This is a genomic window from Mucilaginibacter sp. PAMB04274, from assembly GCF_039634385.2.
Lineage (GTDB): Bacteria > Bacteroidota > Bacteroidia > Sphingobacteriales > Sphingobacteriaceae > Mucilaginibacter.
Window position 1 is genome coordinate 2,981,645 of the sequence record NZ_CP155081.2, and the last position, 21,146, is coordinate 3,002,790.

At 41.5% G+C, this 21,146-nt stretch carries 11 protein-coding genes and 2 pseudogenes; 6 read left to right on the forward strand and 7 right to left on the reverse strand.

Features of this window, described 5'->3' with window-relative positions; translation table 11 throughout:
* The 3 genes from ABDD95_RS12390 to ABDD95_RS12400 all read right to left on the reverse strand — a co-directional run bounded on the left by ABDD95_RS12390 (position 1) and on the right by ABDD95_RS12400 (position 6,559).
* A complete protein-coding gene (locus ABDD95_RS12390; protein ID WP_345947643.1) occupies positions 1-1,521 on the reverse strand; it encodes a glycosyl hydrolase family 28 protein in 1,521 nt (506 codons plus the stop codon).
* Between the two features lie 16 nt (positions 1,522-1,537).
* Positions 1,538-4,249 (reverse strand): glycoside hydrolase family 78 protein, encoded by a 2,712-nt coding sequence (locus tag ABDD95_RS12395; protein ID WP_345947644.1) that lies wholly within the window; start codon positions 4,247-4,249, stop codon positions 1,538-1,540.
* 87 nt (positions 4,250-4,336) lie between these two features.
* The gene (locus tag ABDD95_RS12400; protein ID WP_345947645.1) at positions 4,337-6,559 is read right to left on the reverse strand and encodes a glycoside hydrolase family 3 N-terminal domain-containing protein; all 2,223 of its coding nucleotides are present in this window, start codon (positions 6,557-6,559) and stop codon (positions 4,337-4,339) included.
* 314 nt (positions 6,560-6,873) lie between these two features.
* On the opposite strand from ABDD95_RS12400, the pseudogene ABDD95_RS12405 reads away from it, so the two are divergent.
* Positions 6,874-6,921 (forward strand): annotated as a pseudogene (locus ABDD95_RS12405) (hypothetical protein); the annotation flags it as partial.
* Between the two features lie 32 nt (positions 6,922-6,953).
* Here ABDD95_RS12405 and ABDD95_RS12410 read toward each other — a convergent pair.
* A pseudogene (locus tag ABDD95_RS12410) lies at positions 6,954-7,871 on the reverse strand (LacI family DNA-binding transcriptional regulator); the annotation flags it as partial.
* Between the two features lie 233 nt (positions 7,872-8,104).
* On the opposite strand from ABDD95_RS12410, the gene ABDD95_RS12415 reads away from it, so the two are divergent.
* From ABDD95_RS12415 to ABDD95_RS12435, 5 genes are all read left to right on the forward strand, one after another.
* Complete coding sequence (locus ABDD95_RS12415) at positions 8,105-11,275, forward strand: DUF5107 domain-containing protein (RefSeq protein ID WP_345947647.1); 3,171 nt, start codon at positions 8,105-8,107, stop codon at positions 11,273-11,275.
* Positions 11,276-11,286: 11 nt separating this feature from the next.
* On the forward strand, positions 11,287-12,180 hold the full coding sequence (locus tag ABDD95_RS12420; RefSeq protein ID WP_345947648.1) for a phytanoyl-CoA dioxygenase family protein: 894 nt from the start codon (positions 11,287-11,289) through the stop codon (positions 12,178-12,180).
* Between the two features lie 2 nt (positions 12,181-12,182).
* Positions 12,183-12,995: a TIM barrel protein gene (locus tag ABDD95_RS12425; protein ID WP_345947649.1), complete on the forward strand. Its 813-nt coding sequence runs from the start codon at positions 12,183-12,185 to the stop codon at positions 12,993-12,995.
* A gap of 24 nt (positions 12,996-13,019) precedes the next feature.
* Positions 13,020-14,300: a sugar MFS transporter gene (locus tag ABDD95_RS12430; RefSeq protein WP_345947650.1), complete on the forward strand. Its 1,281-nt coding sequence runs from the start codon at positions 13,020-13,022 to the stop codon at positions 14,298-14,300.
* 73 nt (positions 14,301-14,373) lie between these two features.
* Positions 14,374-15,441 carry a substrate-binding domain-containing protein gene (locus ABDD95_RS12435; protein ID WP_345947651.1) on the forward strand — a complete coding sequence of 356 codons (1,068 nt, stop codon included), beginning with the start codon at positions 14,374-14,376 and terminating at the stop codon, positions 15,439-15,441.
* Here ABDD95_RS12435 and ABDD95_RS12440 read toward each other — a convergent pair.
* From ABDD95_RS12440 to ABDD95_RS12450, 3 genes are read right to left on the reverse strand one after another with little or no spacing between them, the layout of a single operon-like run.
* Complete coding sequence (locus ABDD95_RS12440; protein ID WP_345947652.1) at positions 15,438-16,091, reverse strand: carbohydrate-binding family 9-like protein; 654 nt, start codon at positions 16,089-16,091, stop codon at positions 15,438-15,440. The two genes, ABDD95_RS12435 and ABDD95_RS12440, sit on opposite strands and share 4 nt — an antisense overlap.
* 18 nt (positions 16,092-16,109) lie before the next feature.
* A complete protein-coding gene (locus ABDD95_RS12445; protein ID WP_345947653.1) occupies positions 16,110-18,389 on the reverse strand; it encodes a right-handed parallel beta-helix repeat-containing protein in 2,280 nt (759 codons plus the stop codon).
* Positions 18,390-18,393: 4 nt separating this feature from the next.
* Positions 18,394-21,135, reverse strand: a complete 2,742-nt coding sequence (locus tag ABDD95_RS12450; protein ID WP_345947654.1) for a glycoside hydrolase domain-containing protein — start codon at positions 21,133-21,135, stop codon at positions 18,394-18,396.
* Positions 21,136-21,146 lie beyond the last annotated feature (11 nt).

Consider the following 21,146-nt stretch of genomic DNA (forward strand, 5'->3'; position numbering starts at 1 on the left):
TTACAACTTTCGCACTACTGCCTTTTTTGCCGCAACAGGTGTTTTTAATTTCTTTATCACATCGTTGCTTACTTTTCTTAACACTATTACTGCATCTGTACTCGCAGTTGGTATGTTAAGGCCATCGACGATTAGCTTTTTTACATCGTCCATAACTACGGCAGCTCTAAAATCGGTTTCCTTATACCTAATGGTTACATTTTTAAGCTGGATATTTTCGGCATGGCGAGCATATATTCCCCATGCCGGCAACTCGCCAAACATACTGAATTCGGGATATTCTGATGCTCTCTCAGGAATAGATGCCAACGAGTCGAGCGATACAAAGGCATGTCTTTTATCAGCACCGCCACCGTAGGTTATAGTGATGTTCTCTAATTTAACATCTTGTACCGGATGGCCAGGAAGCCCAACTATTTCTGTAGGCAAAAGGTTATGCGGATAAATGTCCTCTTCTGGCGGGCCGGCTATATCGTAACCGGCATCCGGTTTACCTTTGGGTATATCTACTGTTACGTTGCTAATATGAACACGTCTTAAAATACCGGGTATGTCTCCCTTACGTTGGCCTAAACGGATAAAAATGGCACCACCGGTATTATGTGCATTAATGTTTGAAACAACAACGTCTTCCATGGTGCCGCCATCAACAATCTCCAGCGCTATGGCAACACGGTACGTGTCATATATTTCTATATCATGAACGTTAATTTGCTTAAAACCGCCAAGAGAAGCTGTTCCGAATTTAATGGCGCTGGCGCTTGAACGCACCCTGCAATTGGAAATTTCGATATTTTGACAAGCCGATGCCCGATCGCTCGACTTTAGGCAGATACCATCATCGGCTGCGTTAATGTTGCAGTTTTTAATCTTAACATCTTTACAATCAACTACATCAATACCATCGTTGTTCCAAAAAGCGGTGCTCTGCACATTGATGCTGTCTATTAGCAGGTCTGTGCACTTGTTGTAAGTTTGCACCCAGCATGCGGCATCTTTTAAAGTAACATGCTTAATCTGAACATGTGCAGAGTTTTGAATCTCGATAAGTTGTGGCCTTAAATGCTCATCCGGCCTGTTTAATTTAAACTCATCTATAACAGCCCCGTTTTTAACCAGTTTTATTACATTTTTAGCAAGTGCTTTTCCTTGTCCGTCAATAGTGCCGTAACCAGTAATTTTGATATTGCTTTGCTTATCAGCTATTAAAATAGCATACCAACGGTCGGTCCGCTCATAATCAGACAGGTTGGTGCTGCCTGTTAATATCGCACCTTTATCTAAAAAAAACTCAACATTGCTCTTTAGATGAATAGTGCCGGTTAAAAAAATTCCTTGTGGTACAATAACTTTACCGCCGCCTTTGGCTGCGGCGGCGTCCACAGCTTTTTGAATAAACTGGGTGTTAAGGGTTTGTCCGCCAGCTACCGCACCATAGTCCGTAATATTAAAGCTTTGCGCATTAGCAGACCATCCGCACGCCAGCATAACGGAGATAATGAAGGTAAATTTCTTTAACATGAGCATAGATTAAATGTTAATTGGAGTACGGGTATTGGAAATGGTAAGTACCAGATCCTATCTGGAATTGAACGTCCGTATTGTCTTGTTGCAACCCCGAAATAGCCTTTACAGTATTGATTGACTTGCCACTTTCGGTTATACCTTTTCGGGCTGCTCCTGGTAGTACTACTTTGGCAGTAGTATTGGGCGGAACAGTAATATCCATTTTAAAAATGCCACTGTTTACCTCCCATTTTGAGTTCGCATAACCATAAATTGTTTCAAGCGCTGCATTCACCATACTTATTTTGCCGCCGGGGTGAGGGGCAATAAGTATCTTTTTGTATCCTACCATGCTTTCATCGGTATTAAGGCCAGCCATAGTGTGGTACATCCAATTGCCTATAGCCCCGTACGAGTAATGATTGAAAGAATTCATACTTGGATCTTGCAGGTCGCCATTAGCCTTGATGCCATCCCAACGCTCCCAAATGGTGGTTGCACCCTTTTTTACAGGGTATAACCATGATGGGTAGGTATCTTGCAACAACAAAGTGTATGCGATATCATCATAACCAAATCGCGTTAAAACAGGGCAAATGTAAGGCGTACCTAAAAAACCGGTAGTTAAATGGTTACCGTAATCTTTTATGTTCTGAACCAATCGTTTAGCTAATGGTGCACGTTGATGTTCGGGCAACATATCAAACGCAAGCGTAAGCAAATATGCTGTTTGCGTGCTTGATAAAACCCTGCCGCTGGCCGTGACATATTCTTTTTGAAAAGCCAGTTTAATTTGATTGAGTAGTTGGGTATAACTTTTAACATCATCTTCTTTACCTAACACAGCAGCTGCATTTATTAATAGCTGTGTAGAGTGTGCATAAAAGGTTTGCGCAATAAGGTATTTATCGGTTACGGCGCCTTTGCCGCTATCATCTGTTGGGCTGGGCGTGTAAAAGCACCAGTCGCCAAAATGGAAACCTGTATTCCATAAATTATCTTTGCTTTGGTCCCGCATATAATTTACCCAGGCTTTCATACTTGGGTATTGCTCCTGAAGCATCCGGGTATCACCATATGTGGTGTACATAGTCCATGGTAAAATGGTGGCTACATCGCTCCAACCAGCTACACCGGCCGACGTTTTAGGCATCATGTTTGGAATAACCCATGGCACTGCACCGTCGGCACGCTGATCTGCTGACAGATCTTTAAGCCATTTAGAAAAGAACCCAGAAACGTTCATATTAAAGGCGGCAGTGCTGCCGAAAGCTTGCGCATCCCCTGTCCATCCCAAACGCTCATCGCGTTGAGGGCAATCGGTAGGAACATCAACAAAATTGCCCTTTTGTCCCCATTGGATATTATGCTGCAATTGGTTGAGCAACGGATTAGATGTTGTTAAGTTCCCCGTAGTATTCATATCAGAATACAGGGCAACTGCATGTACATGCATGCTGGAATCTAAACGCCCTTTGTAACCGCTAACTTTTACGTACCTAAAACCCTGGTAGGTAAAGTGCGGCTCATACACTTCTTCGGCATCGCCTTTTAAAATGTATTTTACAACACACTTGGCATGACGCAGGTTTAGTGTGTAAAAGTTGTTTTCTTTATCGAGCACCTCGGCATGGTTAAGGGTAATTACATCACCCTTTTTGCCTTTAATTTTTAGTACTACCCACCCTACCAAATTTTGGCCAAAATCTATAACTGTATCGCCCTTGGGTGTAACAAATGTTTTTAGCGGACGGAATATTTCGCGTTTTTTAACGCCCGGTATCACCGGGGCTATTAGATTACTTTTACTGCTATCTATAACAGTTGCCGCCTGCCAGCCTTCATCGTTATAGGCGCTTGTATTCCACCCAGATTTTTCTAAACGGCCATCATAAACCTCGCCGTTGTAAAAAGACGAACTCCTGATGGCACCATCGGATGTTTTCCAATCATTGTTTGTCCCTATCGTGGTTTTTGAACCATCTGTAAAAGTTATTTCTAATTGCATTAGGAGCGAAAGATCTTTGCCGTACAAATTTTTCCATTTGTCCAAATGGCCCCGAAACCAGCCATCTCCCAATACAGCTCCGGCGGCATTCCCACCACTTTTTAATAACGACGCTACGTCATAAACCTGATATTGCAGCCGCTTGTTGTAGCTTGTCCAGCCGGGCGTAAAGTACTCATTACCTACACGCTGACCGTTAATAAAGGCCTCATATATACCATGCGATGTAATATATAGCCGCGCTGTTTTTACAGGTTTACTTAAATCAAACGCCTTACGAAACATTGGACTAGCACCATCGGTGGTGTCGGCCGGGTTATTGGTCTTAATCCATTGCGCAGTCCATTCACCAGGGTTCAGCAAACCCATTTCCCAAAAGTTTACTTCGCTCCAGGGCGATGCATTACCTTGGTTGTCCCAAACCCTCACCTGCCAGTAATAACGCATGCGCGATAATAACTGCGGCCCTTTGTAACTTACAAACACCGATTGCTCAGAATTTACCTTGCCTGTAGTGTAAAGCAATTGTTTGCCGGTTTGTATGTCTCCGGCGTTTGTACTCACTCTTAACTCATAAGCCGTTTGCAATACATTTCTAAGCGTTGATTTTAGTTTCCAACTAAAGCGTGGTTTCAAAATATCAATACCAACAGGATTGACCTGATACTCGCACAACAGCGAATTCACCGTTAATGCTTTAGAAAAAGCAACCGTGCTCAATAACAGCAACATCATAAAAACCGATAGCCTTATTGTTGCTGTTGTTATTCGTGTTATATAAATATGCATATAATGAGTTAAGTACTTGGTACACTAAAATGGTTATTTTGTAAGCGTTAATTTTACCGTATCTAATTCAACGGAATTGGTTCCAACCATAACTTCAAAGCTACCTGCTTCCGTTATCCATTTACCATCCTTCCAAAATTCTAGCGCCTTTTTCGTAATCGGTATACTGACGTTTTTGGATTGGCCAGGAAGTAGTGACACACGCTGAAAGCCTTTCAGCTCCTTTACAGGCCGGGTTAACGAAGCTATTTCATCGTGGATATACATCTGCACAATTTCATCGCCTTTCATGCTACCTGTATTTGTTACTGTTACTTCGGCGTAATTGGTATCATTATCGCCCATGGTTGTTTTGGCCAGACGCAAGTTGGTGTACTTAAATTTGGTGTAACTTAGTCCAAAACCAAACGGATAAGTTGGATCGGATGAAGCCTGCCAAAGTTCGCGTGGCCTGCCAGGTGTTAAAGCATTGTAATATGCAGGTGTTTGCCCTACATTGCGCGGGTAGGTTACTGTTAATTTACCAGCCGGATTTATTTTTCCAAAGATGGCTTCGGCAATGGCCGTGCCTGTATTTTGCCCCAAAAACCATCCGTCGAGTATAGCTGATACATTTTCTTTAGCCCATTGTATGCCGGGCGGCCTGCCATGTAATAGAACTAAAACTACCGGTTTGCCCAAAGCAGTCACTTGTTCCAGCAATTGTTGCTGTTGTCCGGGTAGTGCAATATCATCCCGGTCTACGTTTTCCATCACCGTTTTTGCATCATCGCCTAAAACCAAAATATTTATATCGGCTTGTCTTGCTATGGTAAGTGCCTGAGTAATTGAACCAGCTTTCGGATTCTGAATATCGGTGCCCTTATCGTAAAGTACTTTTATGTTTTTTCCGGCCAGCTTTTCAATCCCCTGACGTACGGTTACAAAGTACTTCGGCTCTGTTGTAGAATAAGTACCCAGTCTAACGGTGTCGGCATTTGGACCAATCACAGCTATAGTTTTAAAATCAGTTGATTTTAACGGAAGGATGTTATTTGAATTTTTAAGCAGTATAAGAGATTTGCGTGCTGCGTTCAGGGCAAGTGTGTCATGAGCTTTGTTGTTAATTACGCTTAAGTAATTTTTGCGCGGACTTGATAATGATTTATTGATCTGCGAGAAAAAGACATCGGCTCCGTCATCCTTGCTTCCTGTACCTTTTTCCATAAAGCTCATATCTTTACCCATAGGGTTCTCTTCATTTTGCAGATTCAGCAAGAACTTAAACTCGAGCACCTTACGTACAGCATTATCTAACAGCGCCATAGGTATCTTTCCGCTTTTTACACCGTTAATTAAATCAGGGCCGTACATGCGTAAATTACCCCAGGGTTGCTGCCAGGCAAGCTCGGTAGTTACACCGGCTTCAAGCGCCTTCGTTATCGTTTCGTCTCTTGATGCTGTAACATGAAACTTATCCTGAACCCAACGGATATCATTGTTATCCGACACTATTAATCCACCAAAGCCAAACTCATTCTTTAATACGCCAATAAGCATATCGGTATTAATGTGGCAAGGAACTCCGTTTAAACTGTGATGTGCCGGCATTATTGCGCCAACATGAGCCTCTTCTACCGCTGCCTTAAATGGAGGCAAATGCACCTCGTGCAGGCTGCGCAGGGATATTTCTACAGCGGCTCCATTCTCTCCTAAAAGGGGTTCGCCATCGCCCACAAAGTGTTTTGCAGTAGCCACTACGTGGTTTTTATCAAAGCGCTGCAATCCCCTACCCTGCAAACCATTTATAAAGGCAACTCCTATCCGGCTCACCAGGTAAGGGTCTTCAGCATAACCTTCTTCAAAACGTCCCCAGCGGGCTTCACGTTGCACACCTAACATGGGAGTATAACATTGATGTACACCTAATGCCCGTGCCTCTGCAGCTATCGCAGTTGCTACGCTTTCAACCAAGGTTGTATCCCAAGACCCACCCAAAGCAATAGCTTCAGGAAATGATGTGGTTCCCGATGCCACAACGCCATGCAACGCCTCACCTGCCTGCATATGCGGAATGTTCAGTCTTTGGTTTGCGTTGGGATAAAAGGAAGCCAATTGATGTGCTTTCTCCTCAACCGTCATTAAACTAATAAGTTTCTCTATCTTTTGTCGGCTTTGTACACTAACAGGCAGGTAGTTATTCACCCTGCTATTTTGCGCATTTGCCATTAACTGCTGCAGGCATAGTACAACAAGCGTGATAATCTTTTTTTTCATCAGCACAATTTATAAAGACAGTTTTAGCCGGTTGGGCTTTCGCGGTTTATACTAAGAAGTGCTTATTAACGACACAAAAACAAACTGATGTACGAACACAATAAGCGACTGCAATTATATAAAAAACTTTCAATACAACAAATGTGTGCGCACACTTTTTATTTAAAGGGACAAATTAAGATTACAGCTATGGTTACCGCATGCAGATTAGCCAGCGTTTTAAACGGCTTGTTTAGATTTATAAAAGTGCAGATTCTTCTTCACCAGCGTAATATCTAAGGTTTTCTTTAGTTACTACGTCTAATGGCAAATACTTCACCTTAGGCGTTTCTTTCTTGAACAAAAGATGGCGTGCAAGATAATGGATCCCCCAGTACCCCTGCCCTTTTGGATTTTGGTTTATAAGAAAGCTAATATAACCTCGGTTTAAGAAGTTAATGTTCTTAGGAAGTAGATCAAATCCTATAATTTTTATACTTTTTAAACGCCGTTGTTCAAGATAAGCTGCTATTTCATAAGCTTTCGAAGTTGTTACGATGATACTCTTTAAGTCGGGGGTGTTTTGTATCAAAGTATCGAGTTGATTGGTGAAGGAAGAAAAATCGGCTCGATTAAGTTCGGTTCGCATTAGTGTGTATTTATCAGCTAAAAAATTTTCAGCAAAATAGTCACGAAAACCTTGTTCTTTCTGAGTGAGATGAGCTGAGTTACTGATATCTTCATCTATGTGAGCAATTAAAACGCTACAAGGATCGGGCTGACCATACTCAACAAGCTTACCGGCTAACATACCACTCTGGTAAGAATCCTGACCAATATAGCTTAGCGCATTGCACTCTTCAATATTCGTATTAAATAACACAAAGGGAATAGAATCTTCATCCCATTGCTTAAAAAACGGTAAAGTTTCACGATAAAATATGGGCGATAAAAAAATGCCGTCGGGTTTTGATGCAGTGAGAGCAGCAGCCTGATTGATATAGGAAGCAACGCTGTAAGGATCAAAAACAAATAAGTTCACCTTAACTCTGTACTGCTTCAATTCTTTTTGGGCCTGTTCAATACCTTTTTGAGGATCCTCCCAATATGAATCCACCTGGCTGTCTGCCAACAGAACAGCCAAATTATACACCTTGGTTGACACCAGAGTACGAGCCAGGATATTAGGTTCGTACTCCATATCTTCAATTACTTTCAGTACGTGTCTCTTTACACCGTCTGACACACGCCCTCTGTTATGCAATACCCTGTCTACGGTTCCAGTTGACACCTTAGCTTTTTGGGCGATATCCTTAATCCGAACGTTTTTCATTTATTAATACCCTATAATAAATCATATGTACGTTATAAGCGCATGCTTGTTATCTTACCTATTGCAAAAATATGTTTTCGTATTAAAATTTCAGTTTTAAAAATTGTTATTGAAGACTTATAAGCAATTGTGTGCGCACACATTTTTTTCGAAAAAAGTTGCATCCTGTATTTATGTTCGTTAGGTTTGGAACAAGATAGCCAACCAATTTCTATTTTATAATACCATTTACGATGCCTGAAGGTAAAAAGGAAGCAAGTGTTAGTAAAGAGTTAATTACTTTAACTACCTATCCTTATTCTGACCCAAGCCCAATACCCGAATTTGGCCGGCTTTACCCCTACAATCGTTTTGACGGTTACACCAATGCTGGTACCCCCCACTCTTGGGAAATGATTGTATTGGAAAATGAGCACATCAAACTATGGATAAACCCTGCTGTAGGAGGAAAAATATGGGGCGCTGTTGAAAAACGTAGTGGTAAAGAGTTTATCTACTTTAATCATGCAGCTAAATTTAGAGATGTAGCTATGCGTGGTCCCTGGACATCAGGCGGAATGGAAACCAATATGGGAATTATAGGTCACACTCCATCATGTTCAGCTCCGGTGGATTACTTTACCCGTAGTAACGCCGATGGCAGCGTAAGTTGCTTTATCAGCGCAACCGACTGGCCATCAAGATCTAATTGGTTAATTGAAATCAATCTGTCTGCTGATACCGCCTTTTTCCTAACCAGATCCAGCTGGTATAATAACAGCCAATTAGAGCAATCCTATTACCAGTGGAACAATATAGGTATTAAAACCAATGGCGATCTGGAGTATGTTTTCCCTGGCCATCAAAGGCTCGGACATGACGGGAAGCATTTCAGCTGGCCTCAAGATGAAGAAGGTCGTACTATATCCGACTATGAGCAAAATAACTTTGGCGAGTATAAGTCATATCACGTTGTTGGATCATATGCCGACTTTTGGGGTTGTTACTGGCATGCAGACAACTTTGGCTTCGGGCATTCAGCAACGTACGATGACAAGCCTGGTAAAAAAATATGGATCTGGGGGCTCTCTCGGTACGGAATGATATGGGAAGATTTACTAACTGACACCGATGGACAGTATACAGAGGTGCAATCGGGCCGGTTGTTTAATCAAAGTATAGCTCAAAGTTCAAAAACCCCTTTTAAACACAGCTCGTTTTTACCGCACAGCTTTGATAACTGGGCAGAATATTGGTTTCCTATAAAAGATATAGACGGTTTAACTTACGCTAATGAGCAGCTATCCTTTTATTTAACCTGTACAACTGATGGCTGCCAAATAAATATTTGCGCTAATCAACCATTAGAAGGCTGTTTGAAGATTGAGGATAACGGGAGGATATTGTTGAAGCAAGATATTGTATTTGCTACGCTACAAACAACCTGCATACCACTACAAATATCAGAAACGCCCAAGAACATAAAAGTTTGGCTTAACGACGAACTGATCTTTGATGCCACTGAACAAGATTATAAGCTAAACAGGCCTGTTGACATCGCTACCGGTTACGATTTTGAATCGGTACAGGCTATTTGCATTCAGGCTAAAGAGTGGGAACGACAACGTTTTTACGAACGTGCTGTTAATGAGTACCGGCTTTGCCTCAAAAAAGACCCGTTCTACACGGCAGCTTTAACCGGTTTAGCGGGTGTATACATTAGGCAGGTTAAATATGCCGAGGCTTTAGCACTAGTGAAAAAAGCTTTAGCTATTGATACTTATAATGCCGAAGCAAATTATCTGTACGGTGTTGTTAACGCCAGGTTAGGATTATATACAGATGCCAAGGATGGGTTTTCTATAGCCTGCCAGTCAATACAATATCGGTCTGCCAGCTATACCGAGCTAGCCAAGGTACTATTAAGTCAGCAACAATTAACAAAATCGTTATCCTATATAATAAAGGCACTTCAGTACAACGTGTACAATTGGCAAGCCTTACAGTTAGAAGTGTTGGTTGCACGTTTGCAAGGTGAACATAACAATGCAAAAGCACTGGCAGAAAGTTTAATACAGGGCAACCCGCTCGATCACATTTCGCGTTTTGAACTTTACAAGCTTGGCACGGTGAGCGCCAATGACTTTAATGCAGGCATTAAAAGTGAAATGCCTTATGAAATATATCTTGAGCTAAGCCTATTTTATTTTAACGTAAAACAGTTCGAAACCAGCCTTGAGATTTTGGACTTTGCCCCTGCCTATGCCATGGTATATGTTTGGAGGGCTTATGTTAAAGGTGTGTCAGGCGACTTACCAGCAGCTGTCAAGTTACTGGAAGAAAGTACTCTATTAGGTTCTGATTTTGTTTTTTCGCATCGCGAGGAAGATGTAGATGCGTTAACATGGGCAATAAATACAAACGAATGCTGGAAATTTAAATACTACCTTGCTTTGGCTTATATACAAATGCTGCGTAAAGAGGAAGCATTAGCGCTTCTACAGCAATGTAATAACGAACCTGATAGTTACACTTTTTACATAGTAAAAGCTAACCTGCTGCGCGAAATAAAATTCGATGCTGCACTGTCAAGTCTGTATAGGGCATATGAACTGGCCCCTACCCAATGGCGAACCGCGTTCTCGTTATGTAATTACCTTGCTCTTAACAAAAATTGGGAAGAAGCATTACAAATGGCAAAGAAAGGTTACCACGTTAATGCGGGCAATTATTACCTTGGATTACAGTTAGCCAATTGCTTAATGCATACCTCAAACTTTACCGAGGGTATTAAGCTATTGCAGCAACTTACCGTGCTGCCAAATGAAGGAGCATCTGAAGGGAGAAATATTTGGAAGGAAATTCATGTTTTTGCTGCACTTGACGAGATAAAAGACAACAATTTACAACAAGCACTTCATTATATAAATGAAGCCCGCCAGTGGCCCGAAAATTTAGGAGTAGGCAAACCGTATGAAGTAGATGAGCGCTTAGAGGCCTTTATCGAGAGCTATATTTTGCTTTTGAAAAACGGGGTAAATTCTACGGAGCTTACACAATATATAATAGATTACAGAAAAAACCATCCGGAGACGCCTTATAGCTCAAATGATTTTTTGAGCATGTACCTTATGAATGTGCTTGGAACGGGTGATAACAAAGAAGCTATTTTAAGTAGCTGGCTAATGCACGACCAAGATGACCTGGCAGCACAGTGGGCATTTTCGTTTTTTAAAGGCGACTATAATGCACTAAATACCATTAACGCGGCGGAGCATAAAAAGAAAGTACCACTGCCTTACGAAATCTTATTCGAAGACAGATCCTTTCAATTTATCAAAGAGATGCATAACCGGAATTTCTTTAGCCAGTATAAAAACCTTATAACACTGCAACAGCCAACCCCAATGTTAAACAAATTGTAAATTTTATCGATATGGAAAACCAGCAATTAGTAGATCTTTCGGAACACCACCAATTGGTATCTGATTTTTTTAAATGGCCTGCAAACAAAGAAGAGTGGGAACAATACAAGCTCACCCAGGATCAGATAGACTTTTTTAATGAGAATGGCTACTTAAGTAATATAAAATTTTTAGAAGAATGGCAGGTAGACCAACTTAATGATGAGCTTGCTGCTATTGCCGAGCCCGATCATCCCAAACACGCCCTGTTCTATCAATTTTTCTCAAATGCATCAACTGATGAAAATTCGGTGTTGTTTCATGCACTTGGTGCATGGCGTCTTACACCCGGGTTTCATGACATATTATGGAATCCGGCTTTTGTGATGGCTGCAAGTCAATTATTGGGCAATAAAGCTGTTCGTTTTTGGCATGATCAATTATTTTGCAAGCCGGCCAATCATGGAGGCGTAGTAGCCTGGCATCAGGATTATTCGTACTGGACGCGTACCTCCCCACTGCAGCACCTTACTTGCTGGGTAGCGCTTGACGATGCAACAACCGAAAATGGCTGCATGTACTATGTACCGGGCAGCCAGCGTTGGGGCCTTTTGGAAAAGCCTGAGCTTGCTGGCGAAATGGACGGTTTAATGGAGTTTTTAACAGAAGAACAGAAAGCGGCATTTACCCCCATACCTATTGAGTTAAAACGTGGTTATGGTACGTTTCACCATCCGCTTTTGGTGCACGGATCGTATGAGAATAAGTCAACACGCTCGCGCAGGGCGTTTGTGTTAAATATGTTTGCCGACGGTACCATCACTAATTCTGACAAGGAACTTATGCCCGGTACTCCTCCTATTCCGAAGGGGAATAAAATTGAGGGCCAGTTTTTTCCGATTATTATTGACCCGGCTACCCTATAATTTTGAAATTATTGTTTTTTTGTACCCGATGGGGCCAGGAAGATATCCCATGGGAATCTTTTTGTGAAAAGGTTAAAAATGCCGGCTTTGACGGTGTGGAAACCAGCTTACCACTTGATGAGAATGAGATTAAATTTATCCAGTCAACATTAAGCAGGCATGGCTTAAAACTTCTTGGGCAGCATTGGGACACGGTTACGCCTGATTTTGAAACGCATGTTAAAGAATTTGACCTGCGGTTGCGGTCTATGGCTGCTGCCTTGCCTTTGTTCATTACGTCGCACACCGGAAGGGATTTTTTCACATATCAGCAAAATGAATATTTAATTGAACGCGCTGAAAAAATAAGCGCTGAAACCGGTGTTAAAATTGTTCATGAAACGCATCGCGGCAAGTTTAGTTTCGCTGCACATGTAACGCAGGCATATCTGCAAAAATATCGTGATTTGAGACTAACACTCGATATATCTCACTGGTACGCAGTGGCCGAAAGTTACCTGGCCGATCAGCAAACGGCGGTTGATTTGGCCGTTGCGCATACCGACCATATTCATGCCCGTATAGGCCACGCTCATGGACCTCAGGTTACCGATCCGCGGTCGGCTGAATGGAAGGAAGTTGTGGCGACGCATCTTGCCTGTTGGGATAGGGTGATAAATGCGCATAGAATAAAGGGCTCAGAATATTTAACTGTTACTGCAGAGTTTGGCCCTCATCCATATATGCAGTTACAGCCATTTAGTACCACACCGGTAGCTAATCAGTGGGATGTAAATTTGTACATGAAAGACTTGTTAAAAAACAGATATAAGTAATTATCATACTAATACATCATAAACATGGTTGACGCTACAGCTAATTTAAGTGAACCAACCGCTAAAGGCGGTTATGCAAAGCAGATAGGCACTGTTGGTGCTTTTTTTTTCATATTTGGTTTTGTAACCTGGGTTAACGGTACACTTATTCCTTACTTGCTCATTGCCTGTCAGCTCGAAGAGTGGCAGGCCTACCTTGTAACATTTGCCTTTTATATATCATACACGATAATGGCGCTTCCATCAAGCAAAATTTTGCAGCGTACAGGTATGATCAAGGGAATGCGGTTAGGTCTGATAATTATGGCTTTTGGCTGTCTTATATTTATTCCGGCCGCTTTGATGCGTTACTACCCTATATTTTTGCTAGGTTTATTTGTGGTGGGTACTGGCACAACGTTGTTGCAAACGGCAGTTAATCCATATATAACTTTACTTGGGCCCGCTCATAAGGCAGCACAACGCATGAGCATTATGGGCATTTGCAATAAGCTGGCGGGTGTGGTTGCACCTATTATTTTAGGCGCTATCATCTTAAACAACGCCGGGGATTTGATCAAAGAACTAGCGCAATATTCTCCAGCCGATAAAGTATTACGGCTTAATGAACTCGCCCGTGCGGTTATAATGCCCTATACGGTGCTATGCATAATACTTTTGACAATCGCATTTGGCATTAAATACGCACATCTTCCAGAAATTAAACCAGTTGCAGCCGAAGACACCGGCCAACCGATAAATCAAAAAAACAGTGTGAATTTTTTGTTGGGATTTGTTGCCGTTTTTTGCACCGTAGGCCTGGAAGTTTTGGCTGGAGACACTATCGGCAACTATGGCCTATATCATGGATTCAATTTAAACATCGCCAAAAGTCTCACCTCTTATACACTGGCATTTACCGTTATTGGCTACTTATTTGGTTCTTTTGCCATCCCTAAATTTATAACACAAGAAAAAGCATTTCTTTATTCAGCTATTTTAGGCCTTATTATAGCCGTATTGGTTATCATTACTCCCGGCAAAACCTCTATTGCGTTTGTAGCATTACTAGGGCTATCTAACGCATTACTATGGCCTGCTATATGGCCGCAAGCACTAAAAGGGTTAAGCGGTGCACAGTTAAGCCGGGGCTCGGCATTATTAATTATGGGTGTTGCAGGCGGCGCTATTATGCCGTTGATTTATGGCTGGCTTGCACGACTAACCAACAATCAGGCCGCCTATATGCTATTGCTCCCTTGTTACCTCTTCAATTTGTATTACTGCTTACGCGGTAGTTGGTTCACAACAAAAACTAATAGATAATAACGGGGTTGTATTTGTTTAAACTTGCTTTTACAGTAGTTTTGCACACAAATTTATTAGAGCTGAATGCTGCATGAAGGTAAATATTAGGATTAAGGATATTGCCCTAAAGGCGAATGTTTCTACAGGTACTGTTGACAGGGTTTTACATGATCGTGGCAATGTTAATGAAAAGGTAAAAGAAAAAGTGCTCAAGATTATCAGCGAGATGAAATATGAGCCTAACTTCATAGCCCGGGCGCTAGGTTCCAATAAAACATATCATTTAGCTGCTTTAATTCCCAATCATACGGTCGACTCTTACTGGCTTGCCCCAAAATCAGGCATCGAAAAGGCAGAGAAAGACTTGGGTAAATTTGGCATGCAGGTTCACCAGTTTACGTTTGATCCGTTCAATGTTAAATCTTTTATAGAAGCCGCTCAAAACGTTTCAGACAGTAATCCGGACGGCATATTGTTATCGCCTATATTTTACCGGGAAGTATTGCCATTTTTTGAACAATGGAAGAAACAGAATATTCCGTTTGTGCTGTTTAACACGCAAATAGCTGATTTCGATCCATTAAGCTACATAGGACAGGACTCTTACCAAAGTGGTTTTTTAGCCGGTAAACTGATACATTACGGCATGCAGCAACCAGCATCAATTCTGGTTGCGCACATTGACGAAGAGATAAGCAATGCAGCTCACTTGCTAAAAAAAGAACAAGGCTTACGCAATTACTTTTTACATAATAATCTGAGCGACCGTTATAACATTATAAAAGCAGAGCTTAAACGCGAGAATGCTGCCACATTTAAAGCCAGCCTTAACCAAATTTTTGCTAACACACCCGATTTAAAAACCGTTTTTGTTACAACCTCCAAAGCTCATGATATTGCTAAATATTTAGAGCAGCAAAATATTCAGCACGTTAACATTATAGGTTACGACCTGCTACCGCAAAACGTTCATTACCTTAATAAGGGCAGTATAAGCTTTCTCATCAATCAAAACCCAAAGGGACAAGGTTATTGGGGTATAAACCAGCTTGTTGAACACCTCGTTTTTAAGAAAGAAGTGGCAGCCGTTAAATTTTTACCGTTGGATATTGTTACTAAAGAGAATTTTAATTACTACGTGGACGAAGACAACATCTAAGATTGAGGAATAAAACTGGCCTTCGCAAAAAAATCGGGTAAATGGAATTCAGGAGCGTCAGAAACAATATTGTTCCAGCACAAATAATGTGGAACCGGCATATCATCTCCGCATTTGTAAAAATTACATTTAGCATCAAGTTGCAATAATTGTGGGCTGCTGTGTCGGTAAAATGTATCTGTAGGTATCACCAGCGTAAGCTCCCATTTAATCTTACCATCAACAGAGTACAATAAACTACTACTTTTTATCTGCTCAACAATAGGAATTGGTGCAGCCTCCCGTTGGGTTTTACCTGACCCATAACCAACGTAAGCGGTACCTAGACAGTTAAACTCGAGATTATAGTAACTTTGCTCATTGTTGAATGCTATAAAAAATTCAACGCACGAATCCTTATAAACCAAACTATTAGGTGTTGTAAACCTTGCCAACACAGCATCTTCAACAACAAAAAATTTGATATATATATTACTGTTACAGTGCGCTATTGCAAAAGCACAGTCGGGCTTATATTGATAATCTGCCCAAGGGGCTTTTGCTATGGCATGTTTAGGCAAATCATCCATCGCCGATACAATATCGGCAATGGATGTGCCCTCGTGGTAAGGTTGCAGGTAAAAGATCTTCAAAGGTTGTTCAACAGGCATAGCTTAACGGTTAGAGCATCACTTAACCTTACGGTAACCTATTTTTTTAAGAGGTGGCGCTATGAAAGCCGGCACATTATCATAAATTAAAGAATGTCGTTTTATCTTAAAATTCTGTTTAGGGTAATTCTTGAATCCGGGATCGCCAATAGTTTCGAAATTGTGTTTACCGAAATAAACCAGCGTAGTATCGCCTTCAAACTTTTTCTCAATATTTACCATAACATTGTTTTCGAACTTATTGCGTTGAGGCACGGCCGGCCCTTCGTTAAAATACTCTTTCAGTGTAGGGTAAGCGGTTGAGTAAGGCGGCTTGGTATAGTTAACTGCTTCGAGCCGCTTTTGAAACAAGCCCTTTGGCTGCACAACACCCTTAGCCCACCCTGTTAGGCGCTTATCAATATGAAATGCATAACGCGTATTCAAAAACAGATTGTTGATATAGACATTATCCTGCCCCCCACCAATAAATCCTGCTACGGTACCGGCTCTAAAAAAAACATTTCCGATAACCTGTGTACCGCAAGCACCATCATCATGATAAACTCCCATGGTTTTATTTAAGCCACCTAAATCATGCAGGTAGTTATACCGTACAATATTTCCCCTCTCTGACGGATCTCGACCATGGTAAATGGCACCCATGTCATCAACCTCTAGGGTAGTGCTGTGTATATCATTATATTCAATGATATGGTTATTGCCATGCAGCAAAATAGCCACCGAAGGGGCATTGTATATTTCGCAGTTAGCAATAGTATTACCCACACCAGCAATGTAAATGCCCGGCATAAAAGTTTTTGCTATCCGGTTATAATCGTGTATAAGGCAGTTTTTTACAAACGACTTTGAAGCGGATAAGGCGATGCGGTTACCTCCGCTAAGATAAATACCACCTGCCCCGGTTTGATAAACCTCGCAGTTTAGAATACCGTTATCACTGCCGCCCTCACTATCAAAGGTGGTATTGTCGTAAATATACTGCAGTATATCTCCGGTTACCCGCGCTTTTGCGTTTAGGTTAGTAACCACTTTATCGCCGTCAACACTCAGCATAGATTTACCTACAAACACCGCCATCATGCCAAGGTTATTAAACTTACATTGATTAACACGCAGGCCTTTTGTTCTTTCGGTATAAATACCCATTCCGCGGCTACATGTAAAGTGTATGTTCTTAATTTGGAAGTTATTTACGCCTTCCACTTGTAACATTGGCGTCTCTAATACGGATAACTCCAGGCTGCTCAACTTAGCAGGGGGCAGCACGTATAGTATTTTTGTGTCCGTATCAACGTAATACTCTCCCGGTATATCTATCTCTTCGGGTATGTTATAAGCATAATAAGCGCGCCACGGCTTACCGCTGCCAAAACCGTACCGGGTAGACATGGCTGTTTTTATAATGCGCCTTATGGTATCAATACTTTCAACGGGTATAGCATCGTCAGCATATCCCCACATAAAAAAACCACTTAACCAAGCTTTTTTAGGTTCCTTCCATTTGGATGGGCGCGGATCGTTATAAAAAAACACACCGCCCTTTTTTGTAGTATCTACAACCGCTACCGTTGTATTTTTTGCAGCAGAGTCGACCGGTTTAATAGATACAATCTCTTTATTCACTTCAGTAGGCTTAATAGCCATTACGGCGTTCTTAACTTCCGTTGGTTTTACGGCCACCACCTTTTTATCAGAGATGGTGCTGCCAATTTGTAAAACAGAATCAATGGGTACAGTGCCGGCATTGGGCCACCGCGCAATTTGCCCGGGAGCACCATTTACAAATACTTCCATCCAGGTTGGACCAAAAGGTCTGCTAAATCCTACAGGGCGCAGCTGACCAGGGTCTATACCTAGCTCCTTAAGGTCGATTTGACGTATGCGATCTCTAAATTCGGGTTGAAACCTGCTTAAGTAGGCTTTACTGGTAACCGGCTTTAACCTATCGTGGCCAACAGTAACACCGCCATGAAAAATTACAGGCTCTTTGTTATAAGCTTCTATACTTAACGGCAAGGTTGACGTCCACGTTTTTCCTTGTATCAAATCAATTGAGTGGTCAATATAGTAAGTACCGCCTCTAACCCATATCTCAATTTTTTTAACTTTATCACCCTGCACTTTAGATGCAAGCTCTATAGCTTTTTGCACGTTGTTTACGGGTTGCTCCCTGGTGCCCGAAGCGCTTTCAGCACCTGTATTAGCGACATATATTTTGTACACGGATTGCGCACGGGTTATGGATAGCTGTAGAATGAAACAGGAAAACAGTGTAATTATATATTTATATTTCATAGGGTTACCCGTGACGATTGGTATCTAAAGGAATTACTTTAACAACTTTCTTTTTAATGACGATGATATAACCTTTTGCCGCGTCAGCTTTTATTTCATCATTCCATTTAATAGATTTTTTTTCTTGAAATTCAGTTATTTCCGGCATTTCGACAGTAACCTCATCGGGAGTAAGATTAAGGGCCTTCCAATTAATATTTAACTGAAACTTCCGGTCCTTGTCTGAATAGTTAGCAACGGATATCAAGACTTCGTCGCGGCCTTTAAAAATAGTGGCTTCCACCTCGGGGTTATTACTACGCACCGGGTTGCTTTTATCCCAAAAACCAATCATCTCCTTCTTCTCAATGTTGTGCTCGTCCCAAAACAGCCACAAATACTCCGGCGTTTTAGATCTGAACCAGCCAAGCCTGTCTGTAATACCGTAGTTCATACCACGCCAAACATTACCACCTTTATTTAACATTTGTGAGGTTAAACCAAATGGTATACCGCTAATTTCTATTAGCCAGTAGTCGGCGGGTGTGTCATAGTTACGCGCCTCTCCTATCCAAAGCTGATCGATATAGGGCAGCATATCCATATATACATTAAGTGATGATGCAAATTTGCCGTACTCGTTGTAATGGTTCCAGGTGTGCATGTCAATGCGGGCACCCGGACGTTCGCGGTCTAAAATTTTGCGCGCGCGCTTCATGGTTTCTCTATCCAGAGCTAAATCATCCATGTAAATACCATCAATGGCTATGTTTTTACACATCCAATCCAAACCTTCAAGATAAAAATTGTTCATCCTGCTATCTGGCGTGGTAAGTACAGCTAAATCTTGCCTGCCTTTGTATTTGCCATGGGTGAATGTAGCAACCCAGCCGGGTATAAAGTTTTCTTTAAAATTAGCAGCGAGCCACGGGTGTACGCCTTTAGGATTTACAAGCGTACGTGTATTAATACCAGGACCGGGAAATATTATTTCATTGTTAAGACTACGCATAGCCCAAATTTCCTTTGCATTAACCGAAAGTTCGCGGGTGGTATAGTAAACTTTAGACTTTAAACCATGTACATGTGAACTATCGATAAATGCTTTTAAATCCGGTAAGTTTTCGTCCATGAAAGGGTAATCCAGAAAGGGATAGATGTCTTTCTTATGATGGATATTGATAATATTAGCGCCATGTTCACTGGCAGTTTTTATAAAATTTTTAGTGGTATCTATGTCGGTATGGTAGTATCTGTCGCCAAACTGGATGCTTTTGTTAATGAGTTTAAAAGGCGTAATCAGTAAGTCGAAGTTAAAATGATAAGTTTGCCCTTTACGTAACAAACGGCTCCCGGAGTATGCTTTAAGCACAGCACCCTTATTTTCAGTATTGATGTCAATCCCGCCCTTTTTACCGTTGCCCCAAGATTCGGGTTCATTAAGGGGGCCAAATGAATAGTAGATGTTTACTAATTGCCTTTTATAATTAGCACCTTTAAATTTAATTTTTAAGCCGCCATTAACATCGCCCATCCAAACCTCATCCTGATCTTTATTTAAAACATCCCATTTCCAGTTCCATTTTTCGGGTCGAAATCCGCCTTCTTTATCTAAACCCATCATATAGGTTGATTTTTGAGGAGACATAGGCATTTCTAACCTGATATCATCCACCATAATATCTTTTAACGGTGTAACCACTAATTGGTACCCTAGGTATCCATCAAACTCGGCTCTACCATGCACCGCTATATTAACGTCAGCACTTTTAAGTAAGGTTGTCCAGCGTGTTGCCCCTGGAAAATTATCTGTAAAAGATATAGCAGCAGGCGAAAATTGGAGCTGTTTACCGCGCTGCTCCACAACAAACCGCATCTTGTTTGCTAATATGGGTTCGCTCGTTGGTAGTAAACGCTGGTTATTTTTATCAAAGTAAGTTTGGATATCTTGCGGCAAACCCTCGGCAGAGAGTTTGATGGTACGCCCAAGTACGCTAATCTCATTATTATTGCGCCCTAACTGCTTGTATGGCTGTGTAACATCGTTATCTAAAGCTATTTTAGAATTTAGCCAAGCCAATCTGGAGAGTTTATCATCCTTATTAAAACCATGGTTTTCAATCTTGTTACCTTTAACAGTGATGTTTATATTAACGGTAGTTGCTGGCAGGCCATGGGGCTTAATGTGAACTAAACCCTTATACAACCCGGCTGCATTTTCAGGCACCATAATGCCAAACCATAGAGGTAAAACATTTTTAGACTTTACAGTAAGTGATTTTTTGTATGATTTTCCGGCGATATCGACACCCTGGGTGTTAAAGCAGGTGACATCAGTGATGCCTACTTTACCCGCATTACTTAAGGGTGCAATGTCTACCATAAGTCCGTCAAGCTGCTGCGCTGCTGCATAAACCCCTATCTGAAAAACGTAGTACTCTCCGGGTTGTGCACTGCCATTAAAGTTACTTAACTCGGCAGCTGTTCTGCTTAGCCACGGCTTAGGCAGTGAATCTAACAACCGAATAGAATTTTGGCGCGTCTCCGGAAATGTCAGGTATCTCTTGCCAGGAAATTTCTTTAAAAGTTGGGCTACCTGTTGTGCGCTGGCCGGCGCAGACATTATCGTTGGTCTTAAGCCAACATCGCCTGTTAATTGAGTTTCACGTATTGCATCAACATCAATGGCGTGCTTCTTTTTATCATCATTCTGACAGAAAGCATTTATGCTTGCGCATATCATGAACACAATTAAGCCTATCTTCATAATTTATAATT